The following is a 15,696-nucleotide window of genomic DNA, read 5'->3' on the forward strand; positions in this document are numbered from 1 at the left end:
CTCTTGTTGCATCCAGTTGCCGCGCCCGGCGCGCCCGTCGTTCGTCGACCCTTCTATCGCAGCCTGTACTTCATGGTCCTGCTGGCCATCGTGGCGGGTGGTGCGATCGGCCACTTCTTCCCCGAGTTCGGCGAAAGCCTGAAGCCACTGGGCGACGGCTTCATCAAGCTGGTGAAGATGATCATCGCGCCGGTGATCTTCCTGACCATCGTGACCGGTATCGCCGGCATGCGGGACCTGAAACAGATCGGGCGGGTGGCCGCCAAGGCCTTTGCCTATTTCTTCTTCTTCTCGACCCTGGCCCTGATCATCGGCCTGATCATCGCCAATGTGGTTCAGCCCGGTCGCGGCCTGAACATCGATCCGGCGACGCTGAACGCCGGGGCCGTCGCCCAGTATGCCAGTGCGGCGCATGAGACGACGATCGTCGGCTTCCTGACCAGCATCATTCCCGACACCCTGTTCAGCGCCTTCGTCGAAGGCAACATCCTGCAGGTCCTGTTCGTGTCGATCCTGTTCGGGATCGCGATGGCTATCATCGGCGACGCGGCCGCCCCCGTGCAGAGGGCGTTCGAATCGCTGAGCCAGATCGTCTTCAAACTGGTGGCCATACTGATGAAGGCGGCCCCGATCGGGGCGTTCGGAGCCTTCGCCTTCACCATCGGGGCCTATGGCCTGGGTACCATAGCCAACCTGGCAGCCCTGATCGCCACCTTCTACCTGACGTCGCTGATCTTCATCTTCGGCATCCTGGGCCTGGTCGCCTGGGCCAATGGCTTCTCGATCTTCCGACTGGTCGCCTATCTGAAGGAAGAACTGCTGCTGGTGCTCGGCACCTCGTCGTCCGAAGCGGCCCTGCCCAGCCTGATGCAGAAGATGGAGCGGGCCGGAGCTGCCAAGTCGGTGGTCGGGCTGGTCGTGCCCACGGGCTATTCCTTCAATCTGGACGGCACCAACATCTACATGACCATGGCGGCACTGTTCATCGCCCAGGCCATGAACATCGACCTGAGTTTGCAGGACCAGATCCTGCTGTTGCTGGTCGCCATGCTGAGCTCCAAAGGGGCGGCAGGCATCACCGGTGCGGGCTTCATCACCCTGGCGGCGACGCTGGCGGTCGTGCCGTCGGTGCCGATCGCGGGCATGGCCCTGATCCTGGGTATCGACCGCTTCATGAGCGAATGCCGGGCCCTGACCAACTTCATCGGCAATGCCGTGGCCACCCTGGTCGTCGCGCGCTGGGAGGGGCAACTCGACCGCGAGGCCATGAATCTGGCGCTGGGGTCGAAGCCGAAAGCATTGGCCGCACCGCCCGATCCGGCGGCGGGGCCCGGAGACAAGGACGCCATAACGATCGACTGAACGATCGAGGCATTTGGGAGGACAAGACCATGAGAAACATTCATCGCACCCTGCTGCTGGGCGGCACCGCCTCGCTGGCCCTCATCGCCTCGGCCGGAATGGCGGCGGCGCAGAGCGTGCCCGGCAACACGGTTGAGCCTGTCGCCGCGACCGGCACCGACGAGCAGGACCCGACCGCGACCGAGCTCGAAGAAGTCGTCGTCGTCGGCTCCCAGATCCGGGGAGCCTCGACCACGGCAGCCCTGCCGGTCGTCGTGTTCGACCAGGAACAGATCGACGCCATCGGGGCCTCGTCCGGCGACGACCTGATGCGCTCCATCCCCCAGATGGGCGATGTGCAGTTCGAGGAATCCAACGGACCGCAAACCAGCAACTCGGCTCGAGGCGACGTCAACTCAGTCGATCTGCGCTCGCTGGGCGTCGGCAATACCCTGGTGCTGATCAACGGTCGCCGCATGGTCCAGCACCCGACCAGCCAGGGCACGTCCGACACCGGCACGGTGCCGGTGCTGAGCTACAATTCCAACGCCATTCCCGTGTCGGGACTGGAGCGTCTGGAAGTCCTGCTGGACGGCGCGGCCGCCATCTACGGGGCCGATGCCGTAGCCGGGGTGGTGAACACCGTCCTGCAGAACGATTTCGACGGACTGCGCATGGAGGCGGAGTACAGCGGGGCCGAGGGCACGGGCCTGCGGGAGTTCGAGGCCAACATCTTTGCGGGCAAGGATTTCGACCGCGGCAATGTCTCGCTGTTCGCCAACTACAGCGATCGCTCGGCGATGATGGCCGAGGACCAGGACTTCACTTTCAGCGACGACATGCGGCCTTTCTTCGCCAACGAGCCGGGCTTCGAGACCTCGACAGTGCCGGATGGCCGTTCGTCCTACACACCCTGGGCACGGCTGAGCACGCCGGGCAGTACGACGGCTCAGCGCCCGCGCGTCAACGGCACGGTGGTGGCCACGGCGGCGGGTGCATTCCGGATTCAGCCAGAGAGCTTCGACTGTTCAGGAGCCAATCTGAACAACGGCCTGTGCCTGGTCAGTGGGGCGGGATCATACAATGGTTCGATCCGCGAACTTCGTTACGACACGCGCGCCGGCACGACGGTCAGGTCGGATCTGGAGCGGACCAACGTCTTCCTGACCGGCCATTATGACCTGACCCCGAACGTGACCCTGTTTGGCGAGATCGGCCTGTACAGCGCCGAAAGCCGCGCCATTCAGCCGCCGGTCATCAATCTGAACGACATCTGGATTCCGGCCTCCAACTACTGGAACCCCTTCGGTCCGGTGACCTTTGCCGACGGCACGGCCAATCCCAACCGCCTTCAGGGCCTGACCAATGTTCCGGCGGCAGGCTTGCCGATCCTGCTTTCTAACTATCGCTTCGTAGACACTGGCTTCCAGACCGTGACGGTCAAGAATTTCCAGTCCCGTTTCCTGGGCGGACTGCGTGGTGAATGGCGCGGCTTCGACTGGGAAGGGGCGCTGTTGTATTCCGAGGCCGAGGCCGAAGACACCTCCCCCAACATCAACATGACCGCGCTACAACAGCAGCTGTCGCTGTCCACGCCGGATGCCTACAACCCCTTCTCCGGCGGCTGTATCGCCACGACAAGCGTCGGCGACTGCTCGCCGTCCAGTCCGGCCGCGATCGACGCGATCATGTTCGACATGCGGCGTTTCTCTCGGACCACCCTGGCCCTGGCCGACTTCAAGATGTCGCGGCCTGACCTGTTCCAGCTGCCGGCCGGGCCGATGGGCGTCGCCTTCGGGGCCGAGTTCCGGCGCGAAACCCAGTTCGATGACCGGGACGAGAACGTCGACGGCACCATCACCTTTACCGACAGCGTGACGGGGGAGACCAACCCCTCGAACGTCGCGGCCGTCAGCCCCAACCCGGACACGCGCGGCAACCGCACAGTCGCCGGGGCCTTCGTCGAATTTGCCGTTCCCCTCGTGTCGCCTGACATGAACGTCCCGCTCGTCTACAGCCTGGACATGCAGGTCGCCGGACGGTTCGAGGAGTATTCGGACTTCGGCAGCGTCGCCAAGCCGAAGGTGGCCGTGGCCTGGGACATCATTGATGGTCTTCGGGTCCGGGGTTCCTACTCCGAGGGTTTCCGCGCACCGAACCTGGAACAGGTGAATGCCACCCAGTATGCCCGTCTGGCAGGCGGCACCGACTTCATTCGCTGCGAGCCTGCGCTGCGGGCCGGAACGATCGAATCGATGGCCCAGTGCGGTCAGGGGGCGAGCGCATCGCTGCTGATCGCCGGCAACCCGGACCTGCAGCCTGAGGAAAGCACCAACCAGTCAATCGGCATCGTCTTCCAGCCGCGCTTCGTGCCGGAAGGCTGGGGCGACTTCACCTTTACGGTCGACCGCTGGAAGATCGAACAGGAACAGATCGTCGGCCTGCTGGGGGCCGAGGCAGCGCTGACGCTGGACTACCTCAATCGCATCGAGGGCGGATCCAACCCGAACGTGGTGCGTGCCGCGCCGGATGCTGACGACGTCGCCCTGTTCGACGGCAGCGGACTGGCCCCGGTCGGCGAGGTGATCTCGATCAACGACCAGTTCGTCAACCTGCTGCCCCAGACGGTGGAGGGCATCGACTTCGGCTTCTCTTGGGCCAAACGTCGGACGGAGTGGGGCACCTTTATTTTCCGCCTGAACGCCTCACAGCTTCTGACCTATTCGCGTGAGCCGGGCGATATCATCGATTCCCTGTATGAGGCCCGGGAGAACGGCACGATCGATGCCCTGACGCCCCTGCCGGATTCCAGTCAGTTGATCGCCGTGAACGGCCGGCCGGAGTGGAAGGTCAGCACGACCTTTATCTGGCGCAGCGGTCCGTGGCGGGCGGGTCTGTCGACCCAGTATGTCGGCGACGTGCAGCAGACCAGCCTGCTAAGTTCGACGGGCGAACCCTGGGTCGTTCAGGACCAGTGGGTCGCCAATCTTTACGGCCAGTACACCTTCGACGGAGCGGGCTTCGCGTCTGGCACTGCGGTTCGGGTCGGGGTGCGTGATCTGGCCGACGAGGGACCGTCTCTAGCTGAGAACGGCTATCTGGGCTCGGTACAGCGTCCGTATGGCCGGTCGTGGTACGTCAATATTTCCAAGACCTTCTGATCGAGGTTAAGGAACAGACGGGAGTTCGGGACATGAAACGACTGGGCCTTATCGCAGCGGCGCTTGTCCTGAGCTCGTCGCCAGGTCAGGCGCAGCCGAACGAACCCACCGTCCGCACCCAACGGATCGACTGTCCGGCCTCGACCGGGCGCGGCACGCGCTGCGTGTCGGGCCAGGACGAAAACGGAGCCTGGTTCGTGGCGGCGGTTCCGGCCAACTGGAACCGCCGCCTGATCGTCCACTCGCATGGCGGACCTCGCACCGGCAGTCCCGAAGCAGAAGATGAGCTGGGAGACCTGGACCGGTTCTCGGTCATGGTGCGCCACGGCTATGCCTGGATCGGCTCGACCTATCGCCGAGGCGGCTATGGCGTGCGGATGGCGGCCGAGGATACGGACAATGCCCGCAAGATCTTCTGGTCGCTGTACGGTCGCCCCCAGCGCACCCTGCTGCACGGTCAGTCCTGGGGCGGAAACGTCGCAGCCAAGGCGTCAGAGCTCTATGCCGGTAATGCCGAGGACGGCTGGAACTACGACGGCGTCCTGATCACCAATGGCATCGTATCGGGCGGGACGCGGGCCTATGGCTTTCGCGCCGACCTGCGCGCCGTCTATCAGTTTTATTGCGCAAATCATCCCGAGCCGAACGAGACACAGTATCCCGTCTGGCAAGGCCTGCCGCTGGACAGCCGGATGACACGGGCCGAGCTGCGTCGCCGGATCGAGACCTGCACCGGGGTGGACAAGCCTGCTGAGCGCCGAACGCCCGAACAGGCGGCGAAACTGCGCGACATTCTGGCCGTGATCGGCATCGAAGAGGCCGAATTGGTCAGCCACATGAACTGGGCCACCTTCCTGTTTCAGGACATGGTGATGCGCCGTCTGGATGGGCGTAACCCGTTCGACAACAGCCAGACCGTCTATAGCGGCTCGTCCGGCGACGCGGCCCTGAATGCCGGGGTAGAGCGGTTTGTCGCTGACCCCGAAGGCGTGGCGATGCTGGCCCATGACGCCGACCTGACCGGCCAGATCGTGCGCCCGACCCTGACCCTGCATGCCCTGCATGACCCGACCGTCAGTTACGATGTCGAGGCGCTTTATACCGCCACGGTTGCAGCTGCGGGCCGGTCGCAGTGGCTGGTCCAGGTGGCCACCGACGAGGCCGACCACAGCAAGCTGTCAGACGCCAGCTATATGACTGCCCTGGATGCGCTGGAGGGCTGGATCGATGGTGCCGCCAAACCCGACCCCGCCGGTTTCCAGAGGCGCTGCGAGACCCTGTGGTCAAGGCAAGGCCCCTGTCTGTTCGTCACGCCCTGACGCTGAATCATCAGCGGCGGGTTACCAGACCGGCCGATTGCAAACGTGGGCGGGGCTAGCCCCCGCAACCCCGGTCGAATACAGGTTCTGGCCGCGATGACGGAGCCTAAACCTGGCCGTTCATCCACGGAGGCTCGGGCATGGAGCGGCGGGCCGCCGTCTGGGCGCGGGTCCATTGCTCATGCAGGTCGGTGAAATAGGCGTCGTCCTTGTCGATCCGGCGCTCGTCCCCGCTCAGATAATCCCGTCTCAGGGTCAGCATGTCGAAGGGCGAGCCGACCCCGACGTTGCATCGCATCGTCGTGGAGAACGAGATCAGCCCCAGCTTGATCGCGGTGGACAGGGGTGTGTCGGATGACAGGCCGCTTTGCAGAATGGGCTTGCCGTATTTCAGCTCGCCGATCTGGAGGTAGGGGGTGTCCAGGCCGCACTCGATGAAATTGCCCTGGCTGTAGATCAGATACAGCCCCATCTCGCCGCCCGCGATCTGGCCGCCCAGCAGCATGGAGGCAGAGGTGTTCAGGCTGTCGGCCTCCATGGCCGGAGCGATGGACAGGCGGGTCTCGCGCAAGGCGTGGCCCAGCAACTGCGCACAGCGGAACAGGGTGGGTGCGGTCTCCAGCGTCTCGGACGGTTCGCCGACATGCAGGTGGACACCGTCCCGCACCATGGCCAGCGCGGTCTGGGTCACCGACAGATTGCCGGCCGTGCAGACGCCCAGCACCCGTTCGCCGGGCTGATTGACGACGTGCAGCTTTCGATAGGACGAGATGTTGTCCACACCGGCATTGGTGCGGGTGTCGGCGATCATCGCCAGGCCTTCTTCGACCAGCATGCCTACGCAATAAGTCACCGGATCCCCGTCCTGCGACGCCCAAAGTCGGCTGAGCGACAGTAGCCGATTCGCGCGACCGTCATTGCCTTGTCACGCACTTGCCTATGCCTGCTGCTGACCCTGTTGCATGTCGGCATCACGCACGTTGAGCTTGACCGCCAGTCGCTCACCGCCGCCGCCATAGCTGGTGCCGCGCACCGGGGCGGCCCCCAGATAGTCCAGACCCACAGCAACCCGGACATAGCGGTCGGTCGGACAGACGCCGTTCGCAGGATCGAAGCCAACCCAGCCGAAATCCTCGATCCAGGCCTCGGCCCAGGCATGGGCGGCGTCCTGGTCGTTGCGGTCGCTACGCAGGAAGTGGCCGGAGACGTAGCGGGCGGGCACTCCCATGGAACGGGCGGCGGAGACGAAGACGTGGGCGTGGTCCTGACAGACGCCGCGACCCAGGGCCAGGACCTCGGCGGCCGTGTGGGTGGGCGTCGTCACCCCGATCTCGAAGGCGACGGAGCTGTGGATGGCGCTGGTCAGCCGGTGCATCCGCTCCAGCGGTGGATGCGCCTTGAACTCCGAGGCGAAGACCGCGATCAGCTTGTCCGGCTTGGTCAGGGGCGTCTCGCGCAGATAGACGATGGGCGACAACTGTTCGCGGCCGGCGCGGACGACCCCGGCCGTGTCCACTGTGGTCACCTCTCCGGTGACGCGTACCGTCAGGCTGTTGGTCGGCGTTTCGGTGTACAGGGCGTGGACGATGTTGCCAAAGGCGTCCTCGGATTCCCTCAGGCGGGCATCAACGTCGGTCTCGATCCGCCAGTCGCGCACGGTCTGGCCTTCAGTTGTGCGCGGCGTCAGACGCAGGGTCTGGATGATGAACCGCGCGGCGCGATCGTAGGAATAGGTGGTGGAGTGGTCGATCCGGATACGCATGGGTCTGGATCAGCTCAGATACTGGTCGGTGATGGCCTGGCCCAGCCGACCGTTCTCGTACAGGAACGACTGGATGTATTCGTGCAGGCCCGACTGGAAAATGGCGTCGATATTGGCCCCGTCGAAGGCGCGCATCCGCTCCTGGGCCAGCCGCTGGGCCGGTCCGCGACGACCATAGTCGGACGACAGCCGCTCCAGATAGCGCACGATCGAGGCCTGGCAACTGGCCAGCGACCGCGGCATCTGGCGGTTCAGCACCAGCAGGTCGGCCACCAGCCACGGCTTGACCGAGTCGCGATAGACCCAGCGATAGGCCGTCAGGGCCGAAACCTCGCGTAGCAATGTGGTCCACTGAAAATAGTCGAGCTGTCCGCCGACCCGTTCGCCCTCGGGCAGCAGCAGGTGGTATTTGACGTCCAGCAGGCGGGCGGTGTTGTCGGCCCGCTCGATCGCCGCGCCCAGCCGCAGGAAGTAGTAGGCGTCGCCGCGCAGCATGGTCCGGCTGGTAGCACCCTCGACCGACAGGGTGACGGTCTTCACCCACTCCAGGAAATGCACGAAGTCGTCGCGGCGCGTCGGCTGTCCCTGGTCGGCCAGACCGTTCCATGCCCCATTGATCGCTTCCCACAGCTCCACCGTCAGGGCTGTGCGGACGGAACGGGCATTGGTCCGCGCGCGCGTGATGCAGGAGGTGATCGAGGAGGAGTTCAGCGTCGAGAAGGCCAGATATTCACGCACCGACTTCTCCGTCGGCGACCGGCCCAGCGCCTTGGGCGCACCGGCCGAGGCCAGGGCACTGGCCCAGACGGTCTCGGCATCGCCGTCGCCGCGGGTGGGGATGGCGGCGAGGCGCAGCGTCGCCTCAAGGATGCGGGCGAGAAAGTCCGCCCGCTCGATATAGCGGCCGGTCCAGTACAGGCTGTCTGCGGTACGGCTCAGCATTATTCCTCCCCCCTCGGGGGAGGGGGACCATCCGAAGGATGGTGGAGGGGGCTGACTGCAAGCGCCGGTGTCTGGGGTATGCCCCCTCCACCGCTACGCGGTCCCCCTCCCCCGGTGGGGGAGGAATGCGGTGCCATCATCTCAAACATCCAGCACCCAGGTGTCCTTGGTTCCGCCGCCCTGGCTGGAGTTGACCACCAGCGATCCGGCCTTCAGGGCCACGCGGGTCAGGCCCCCAGGGGCCACCTTCACGCCGTCCGGGCTGGACAGGACGAAGGGGCGCAGATCGACGTGGCGGCTGGATAGCTCGCCCTTGTCCAAAGTCGGAGCCGTCGACAGCGCCAGGGTCGGCTGGGCAATGAAGTCGTCGGGGTCGTTGATCAGCTTCTTGCGGAAGGCCTCGACCTCTGCCTTGGTCGAGGCCGGGCCGACCAGCATGCCATAGCCGCCCGAACCGCCGACCTCCTTGACCACCAGCTGATCCAGATTGGACAGCACCTCTTTCAGTGCCTCCGGCTCGCGACAGCGCCAGGTGGGGACGTTCTTCAGGATCGGCGCCTCGCCCGTGAAGAAGCGGATCAGCTCGGGCATGTAGGTATAGACGGCCTTGTCGTCGGCCACGCCGGTGCCGACCGCATTGGCCAGCGCCACATTGCCTGCCTGATAGGCCGTCATCAGGCCGGGCACGCCCAGGGCGGAATCCGGGCGGAACATCAGGGGATCAAGGAAGTCGTCGTCCAGACGGCGATAGATGACATCGACCTGTTGGCGCCCCTGCGTCGTACGCATGAAGACGCGGTCGTCGTCGACGAACAGGTCACTGCCCTCGACCAGTTCCACCCCCAGCTTGTCGGCCAGGAAGGAGTGTTCGTAATAGGCCGAGTTGAACGGCCCGGGCGTCAGCACCACGATGGTCGGGTCCGACCCCGCCCCGACCGGTGCGCAGCCTCGCAAACTGGCCAGCAGCATGTCGGCATAGGTTTCGACCGGGCGCACCGGATAGTCGGCGAACAGGTCGGGGAACAACCGCATCATCATCTCGCGGTTTTCCAGCATGTAGGAGACGCCCGACGGCGTGCGGCAGTTGTCCTCCAGCACATAGAAGCCGTCCTCGCCGGTGCGAACCAGGTCCACGCCCGCGATCTGGACCCAGATGTCACGCGGCGGGCGGCGGCCCTGCATCTGCGGCACGTAGTAGGGGTTGGTCAGGACCAGTTCGGCGGGGATGACCCCCGCCTTCAGACACTCCTGCTTGCCATAGATGTCGGCGAGGAAGGCGTTGATGACATTGACCCGCTGGACCAGGCCCGCCTCCAGCCCCGACCATTCGGCCGCGCCGATGATGCGCGGCACGACGTCGAAGGGGATCAGGCGCTCGCTGCTCTCGGCCTCGCCATAGACGGCGAAGGTGATGCCCATGCGGCGAAAGAACAGCTCGGCCTGGCGCGACCGGGCCTGCAACAGACCCTCCGGCGCGTCCGCCAGCCACCGGGCGAGGCCCCGATAGCTGTCGCGGACCTCGCCGCCCATTCCGGACATTTCGTCAAACGCCAACGCGGCTCCTGCATGCTGATGCGTCCGATCAGGGTGGACCGAGACACAACAGCCTTGCAACAAGATTGTTGCAGCGCGGCGACGACGAATTCAGGGGGTACCCGAAGCCGCCCCCGCCGGAGCCGCCGCCACTTCGCGCGGGCCGGCATTCTTGACGTACTGATCCAGCCAGCGAACCGTCTCCCACAGGGTGTGACCGACGGACTCGCGCGCACGATAGCCGTGGGCCTCCAGCGGCAGGACGACGTAGCGAACCGTCGCCCCCTGCCCCTTCAGCGCGGCATAGAACCGCTCCGACTGCACCGGGAAGGTACCGGAGTTGTCGTCGGCCTCGCCATGGATCAGCAGGATCGGCTCATTGACCCGGTTGGCATAGGTGAAGGGCGACATCTCCTGATAGGTCTCGGTCGCCTCCCAGTAGGTGCGCTGTTCGGCCTGGAAGCCGAAGGGCGTCAGGGTCCGGTTATAGGCGCCCGAGCGCGCGATGCCGGTGCGGAACAGGTCGGTGTGCGCCAGCAGGTTGGCGGTCATGAAGGCCCCGTAGGAGTGACCGCCGACGGCGATCTTGTCCGGATCGGCCACGCCCAGATCGACCACTGCCTTGACGGCCGCCGCGGCGCTGGCGCTCAGCTGTTCGATATAGGTGTCGTTGGGCTCGGCCCCGTTCACGCCGATGATGGGCATGGTCGGATTGTCCAGCACGGCATAGCCCTGGGTCAGCAGGAACAGGTGGCTTGAGCCGCCGGGACGCACGAAACGGTTGTCGGTGTCGACCACCTGACCGGCCACGGCGGCGTCGGTGAATTCTGCCGGATAGGCCCACATGACCAGCGGCAGAGGGCCGTCGCGGGTCTTGTCGTAACCGGCGGGCAGATAAAGCGTACCCGACAGCTGGACGCCGTCGGCGCGGGTATAGGTGATCAGTTCACGCGACACCCCGGCCAGTTGCGGAGCCGGGTCGGGGAAGGCCGTCAGGGCCGTGGCCGGAGCCGCCGCCTGATCGTCGTCCAGGCTGCGGATGTAGAGGTTGCCCGGCATGTCCTTCGTCTCGCGCCGTGTGACCAGACGGCGACCCTCGTCGTCGAGGATACCGACCAGACTTTCGTAGGCCCCGGGGGCCGAGGTCCAGATACGCTCGGACTGGCCCGTGTTCAGGTCCATCGCCGCCAAGAAGGGATATTCGCCCTGCCGCGTGGCACCCGCGCCCGTCATGAGCACGCGCGAGCCGTCCGGCGTAAAGCGCATGACGCTGAAGCCGTTTCCGGTCGGCTGTGACACCGGAGAGCCGGGGTTGTTGTAGCGGTCCTGATAGTTGCGCTCCAGCAGGACACGGCCCTGGCCCGGGTTCGACGGATCGACCACATAGCGGGTCTCGTTGCGGGTGTTGAACCAGCGGCTCCCCACAATGGCCAGGTCGTCGCGGCCCCAGTCGACACCTCCATACCTTTCGTCCAGATCGATCAGCTTGACCGGCTGGCTGTTGAACGGTGCAGCCAGCATCAGCACGCGGTCGCGGACCTCCGAAGGAGCACGGGAATCGCCGCCGTCCTGAGCCTCGGTCCAGACCAGGGTCGCGGGGGCATCGGCGCGCCACTGGACAGAGCGCGGACCAGGGGCGACGGAATCGAACGGCGTGGGGATGTTGTCGCGCAGGGGCAGGTCGGCGACCTGATGCAGGACCCGGCCTTGCAGGTCCGTGACCGTCACCTCGGACGGGAACAGGCCGGCGGGCACCACATAGCTGTAAGGTTTCTTGACGCGGGTCTGGAGCACATGGGCCCCGTCAGGCGACACAGCCGCCCCCAGGATCACGCCGGGCTGACCGATGGGCCGCACCGTACCGTCCAGCGACACCACCGCCAGCTGGGAGGTGAAATAGTGGTCGAACAGAGCCTCGTCGCCCGCATCGGACAACAGGTCCTGATAGGTCCGGGTCGGGGCGGCACGGCCGCCGGTCTCGGAGATCGTCGGGCCGGATGGTGGGCGGGTGGTATCGGGAGCCGCCCCGCGCCCGGTGGGCACTATGCGGACCACCAGGCCGGAGTTGTCGGGCAGCCAGTCGAAACCGGCACCGGCGGCGGCATTGACGTAGCCCTCGGCAACCTTGCGCGCCGTCGCGCCAGCCACGTCGGCGACCCAGAGCTCCATGCCCTGGGGTGCATCCATCAGGAAGGCCACCGACTTGCCGTCGGGCGACCAGCTGGGCGAGGTGAACTGCGCATTGGCAGGCAGGCTGACGGGACGGATGGCCCCGCCCTCGACCTGCTGGAAACTCATGCCCGTCAGCCAGCTGATGCGGCTGTTGGCCGGGCCGTTGTTGCGGGGATTGATCCGGTAACCCCCCAGCCGCAGCATGGGCTCGGCCAGCTCGGAGATGGACGGTAGGTTCGACCGGTCGAACAGGGCCAACGTGGTGTCATCGGGGCTGAGCGACGGGGTCGGCGTCGGCTTGGTATCGAGGATCTGGGCGATCGGTGCCGGCGGCTGCTGATAGGCGACCCCGTTCTGTGCCTCCTGGGCCAGGACCGGACCGGCGATAGCGGCCAGAAGAACGAACGCGGGCAGAGCCCGGCCAAGCAGACGATGACGCATTTCAGAACAGTCCCATGACACCCCGCCAGCCCGACGGGAGCGGCACGCTAGGGGTCGGCGTGCCCTTGGGTCAACCCATCCCCTGCCGCTCATCCCGGCGAAAGTCGGGACCCAGTTCTGTCCAGCTTGGCGCGGGTGATTCAGGCCAGTGACCGCGCACGCACCGCGACACCGATCATCCAAAGCTCTGGGTCCCGGCTTTCGCCGGGATGAGCGGACTATAGATATTCAGGTCGGAGGGCGCGGTTCGGCCGGTTCCTGACCGGGGAAGCGGGCGTCCTGCCAGCTGTGCCAGATGTCGCGCATCCCCTGGCGCGGCATGTCGGTGCCGATCTGGGCCAGTTGATCGACCCAGACCTCGGATACCCGCCCGACCGTGACCGACCACCAGCCTGGCGGCTGTTCGCGCGACCAGTTCTGGGGCGAGACCGCATTGAAGGTCAGCATGAAGACCGCGACGACAAGAATGACGACATCGGTCCAGCGCCGGTCGGCGGCCGCCGTCGCCTCGGCATCCAGAGGTGGCTCGACCGGATACAGGCTGCGACCGAAGGCGCGCAGCCGCCCGCGGAAGGTGCGCAGGTCGTGAGCATCGGCATCCGGTATCCAGTCGCTGACGGGATCGGACCGGGTGGGGGTCGGTGTGCGATCGGGCTCGTGGGTCATGACGCCTCCCGCCTCAGAACTGGAAATAGATGAAGGGGGCGACGCCGTCGGGCCGGGCCGCCTCAAGGATCAGGAAGGCGGCGGACAGTAGCAGGCCAATCGTCAGGGCCGGAGCCTCCTTGAGCCGCACCGCCACGCCCTCGATGGCGCGCGGCGGCAGCCAATGCATGGCCAGGCCGCCGACCACCAGCGCCAGCAGCAGTGGCGTCAGGGCCAGCACCGGACCCGGTCGGCCCAGGCCCTGGAGCATCGCCACAGCCATGCCGAAACTCTCGGCGCGGAACAGGATCCAGCCCAGGCAGACGATGTGGAATGTGACGATGACGCCGATGACCGTCGGCATGACCTTGCGATCGCCCAGCACCGACCTGGCGAGCCTTTCGACCACCTGAACGAAGCCGTGCAGCGCGCCCCAGGCCAGGAAGGTCCAGGCCGCACCATGCCAGAGGCCGCCCAGCAGCATGGTGATGAAGACGTTGCGGCAGCTGGCCCACAGCCCCTTCTTGCCGCCGCCCAGCGGGATATACAGGTAGTCGCGCAGCCAGCTGGACAGGCTGATGTGCCAGCGCCGCCAGAAATCCTGCATCGACGAAGCCCGGTATGGCTGGTCGAAGTTGCGCGGGAAGGAATAGCCCAGCAGGGCCGCGATCCCGATGGCCATGTCCGAATAGGCCGAGAAGTCGCAATAGATCTGAACCGCATAGCCATAGACGGCGAAGGCGATGTCGATGCTGCTGTAGGCCGACGGATCGAAGAAGACCGGATCCACCAGATTGACCGAGATCTCGGTGGCGATGATCGACTTCTTGAACAGGCCCCAGACGATCAGCAGCAGGCCCCAGGTGGCGGCTTCGCGCGTCAGGCGCGGGGCCTTGTCGAACTGCGGCAGCAGGTCCGAGGCCCGCACGATGGGCCCGGCCACCAGATGCGGGAAAAAGCTCATCAGCAGCATAACGTCCAGCAGGCTCTTGGCCGGCGGGGTCTTGCCGCGATGGACGTCCACGACATAGCTGATGCCCTGGAAGGTGAAAAAGCTGATCCCCACCGGCAGCAGGATCTGAAGGATCTGGATGTCGCGCCCCCAGCCCAGCGGGGCCAGCAGGTTGGCGAACTGCTCCACGAAGAAGCCGTAGTATTTGAACGTCCCCAGGATCAGCAGATTGGCGGTGACGCCCAGAACCAGCAGCCATTTGCGACGGTCGGGGGCCCGCCGCGCGATCATCGCCGCAATGCCCCAGTTCAGCACCGCCGACAGGATCAGCAGGGCGACGAACCGTTCGTCCCACTGGGCATAGAAGAACCAGCTGGCCAGCAGCAGGAAGATCTTGCGGGACCGGTTCTCCGCCCCCAGCGCCCAGGTCGCGAAATAGACGATCAGGAAGAAGACCGCGAAGGCCAGGGTCGGGAACAGCATTCAGTCGGTCCCGGCGATCAGGCGGCAGGCTGGGTGGCGGGTTGCGGCAGGGCCAGGCCCGCATCGCGCGTCAACCGATCGACGATGCTGCCGCTGACGTGCATCACACCGGCCAGCGACAGATGCATGCCGTCGTCCTTGCGCATCAGCACGCGGCGACCGTTTGAATCCTGGCCATAGGCCTCATAGCCGCCCTGGGCGTCGGCGGTCAGGGGCACCATGTCGATGAAGGTGACATTGGCGGCCTGCATGCGGCTGCGGACCAGATCGTTGATGATCTGCATCTTGGTGTTGAAGGCATCGCTGCGCATGCGCGGATTGCCGACCCAGTAAACGGCGATGTCACGGCTTTTCAGCAGGGCGATCAGGTCGTCGACCCGCTTGCCATAGATGGACTTCCAGCCGTCGCTGCCGAAGGGATGGACGGTGCCGTCGACCTCCATGCCCTGGCCGTCGTTTGTGCCGAAAGCGATGATGGCGACATCCAGGTCGGCATTGGCCAGTTGCCCTTGCGTCTTGGCCTGAATGTCCACGAAGTCGTAGCGGGCGAGGCCGGTCGCGGGCTGGGTGAACTTGCTGACCGTCACGTTCGGATAGGCCTGCATGTCGCGGTACAGGCCGGTGTAGAGGTCCGACGCCATGGAGTCGCCAAACACGCCGATCTTCAGCGGGCCCTGCGCCAGGCGTTGGGACAGAGGGGTGACGGTGCGGGTATCGACAGCCGTCGTCGGCAAGGCCGGGCGGATGGTGTCAGCGACGGGTACGGGGGCAGGAACCTCTGGCGTCGTCGATGCTTCCGCAGTCTGACTTTTGCCCAGCATCAACGTCGGATGTCGCAGCCATTGCCGACCGTCCGGGGTCAGGGCCAGACCCGCCACGACGCCGATCAAGAAGATCAGGGTCAGGGCATTGATGACCTTGCGCACGCTCATTCCCACGGTTCCC

General features: G+C 65.7%; 11 protein-coding genes. 3 read left to right on the forward strand and 8 right to left on the reverse strand.

The window, feature by feature from the left end; genetic code table 11:
• Positions 1 to 3 precede the first annotated feature (3 nt).
• The 3 genes from WC585_RS02430 to WC585_RS02440 are packed head-to-tail and all read left to right on the forward strand — an operon-like array spanning position 4 to position 5,821.
• Positions 4 to 1,362: a dicarboxylate/amino acid:cation symporter gene (locus WC585_RS02430; RefSeq protein WP_373255919.1), complete on the forward strand. Its 1,359-nt coding sequence runs from the start codon at positions 4 to 6 to the stop codon at positions 1,360 to 1,362.
• Between the two features lie 29 nt (positions 1,363 to 1,391).
• Positions 1,392 to 4,502, forward strand: coding sequence for a TonB-dependent receptor plug domain-containing protein (locus WC585_RS02435; RefSeq protein WP_373255920.1), 3,111 nt, complete (start codon positions 1,392 to 1,394; stop codon positions 4,500 to 4,502).
• A gap of 32 nt (positions 4,503 to 4,534) precedes the next feature.
• Positions 4,535 to 5,821, forward strand: a complete 1,287-nt coding sequence (locus WC585_RS02440) for a hypothetical protein (RefSeq protein WP_373255921.1) — start codon at positions 4,535 to 4,537, stop codon at positions 5,819 to 5,821.
• Positions 5,822 to 5,927: 106 nt separating this feature from the next.
• Here WC585_RS02440 and WC585_RS02445 read toward each other — a convergent pair whose 3' ends face one another.
• From WC585_RS02445 to WC585_RS02480, 8 genes are all read right to left on the reverse strand, one after another.
• Positions 5,928 to 6,656 (reverse strand): peptidase, encoded by a 729-nt coding sequence (locus WC585_RS02445; protein ID WP_373255922.1) that lies wholly within the window; start codon positions 6,654 to 6,656, stop codon positions 5,928 to 5,930.
• Between the two features lie 102 nt (positions 6,657 to 6,758).
• Positions 6,759 to 7,583 carry a transglutaminase domain-containing protein gene (locus tag WC585_RS02450; RefSeq protein ID WP_373255923.1) on the reverse strand — a complete coding sequence of 275 codons (825 nt, stop codon included), beginning with the start codon at positions 7,581 to 7,583 and terminating at the stop codon, positions 6,759 to 6,761.
• A 9-nt stretch (positions 7,584 to 7,592) separates the two neighbouring features.
• Entirely contained in the window at positions 7,593 to 8,525 is a 933-nt protein-coding gene (locus WC585_RS02455; RefSeq protein ID WP_373255924.1) for an alpha-E domain-containing protein, read from the reverse strand.
• Positions 8,526 to 8,666: 141 nt separating this feature from the next.
• The gene (locus WC585_RS02460) at positions 8,667 to 10,064 is read right to left on the reverse strand and encodes a circularly permuted type 2 ATP-grasp protein (protein ID WP_373256777.1); all 1,398 of its coding nucleotides are present in this window, start codon (positions 10,062 to 10,064) and stop codon (positions 8,667 to 8,669) included.
• 105 nt (positions 10,065 to 10,169) lie between these two features.
• Positions 10,170 to 12,671, reverse strand: a complete 2,502-nt coding sequence (locus tag WC585_RS02465; protein ID WP_373255925.1) for a prolyl oligopeptidase family serine peptidase — start codon at positions 12,669 to 12,671, stop codon at positions 10,170 to 10,172.
• Positions 12,672 to 12,899: 228 nt separating this feature from the next.
• Complete coding sequence (locus WC585_RS02470; protein WP_373255926.1) at positions 12,900 to 13,337, reverse strand: hypothetical protein; 438 nt, start codon at positions 13,335 to 13,337, stop codon at positions 12,900 to 12,902.
• Between the two features lie 13 nt (positions 13,338 to 13,350).
• Complete coding sequence (locus WC585_RS02475; RefSeq protein ID WP_373255927.1) at positions 13,351 to 14,751, reverse strand: MBOAT family protein; 1,401 nt, start codon at positions 14,749 to 14,751, stop codon at positions 13,351 to 13,353.
• Between the two features lie 17 nt (positions 14,752 to 14,768).
• A complete protein-coding gene (locus WC585_RS02480) occupies positions 14,769 to 15,683 on the reverse strand; it encodes a DUF459 domain-containing protein (protein WP_373255928.1) in 915 nt (304 codons plus the stop codon).
• Between the last annotated feature and the right edge of the window lie 13 nt (positions 15,684 to 15,696).

Origin of the sequence: Brevundimonas sp. (genome assembly GCF_041648055.1) — a bacterium.
GTDB lineage: Bacteria > Pseudomonadota > Alphaproteobacteria > Caulobacterales > Caulobacteraceae > Brevundimonas.